1 protein-coding gene and 1 pseudogene are annotated in these 338 nt (G+C 68.6%); one reads left to right on the plus strand and one right to left on the minus strand.

What is annotated here, in order from left to right:
- Window positions 1–146 (plus strand): annotated as a pseudogene (locus EXE44_RS21730) (MgtC/SapB transporter); the annotation flags it as partial.
- A gap of 44 nt (window positions 147–190) precedes the next feature.
- On the opposite strand, the gene EXE44_RS18720 reads toward EXE44_RS21730, so the two are convergent.
- Window positions 191–338, minus strand: a 148-nt coding sequence (locus tag EXE44_RS18720; protein WP_137718096.1) for a CBS domain-containing protein, incomplete at its 5' end; no start/stop codon positions are given.

Here is a 338-nt window from a genome sequence, read left to right on the forward strand (position 1 = left end):
TTGTCGCCGGCACCGCCGCCAGCATCGTCGTCAAGACCGCCTTCGCGGCGAGCATCGCGCGCGACCTGGTCAGGCCGGTGTTCCTCTGGAACCTCCTGCTGATCGGCGCGGGCGTGATCGCCGGGCTGCCGCTGTTGCTGGTCTGAGGGCGAGGACGCCCGGCCCATCGGACACCGTCGCCGGAACCCGCTCAAGAGAGGTGTTCGGCGACGTCCGTCGTGGAGACCATCCCCACGTAGTCGTCGTCGACCACCGGGAGGGGTTTCACGCCGGACATCGTCATCATCGCGGCGACCTCCTGCATCATGAGGTCCGGCGTCACCGTCTCGACGTCCTCG

The sequence above is a fragment of the Halorubrum sp. SS7 genome (genome assembly GCF_005435055.1).
Classification (GTDB): domain Archaea; phylum Halobacteriota; class Halobacteria; order Halobacteriales; family Haloferacaceae; genus Halorubrum; species Halorubrum salinarum.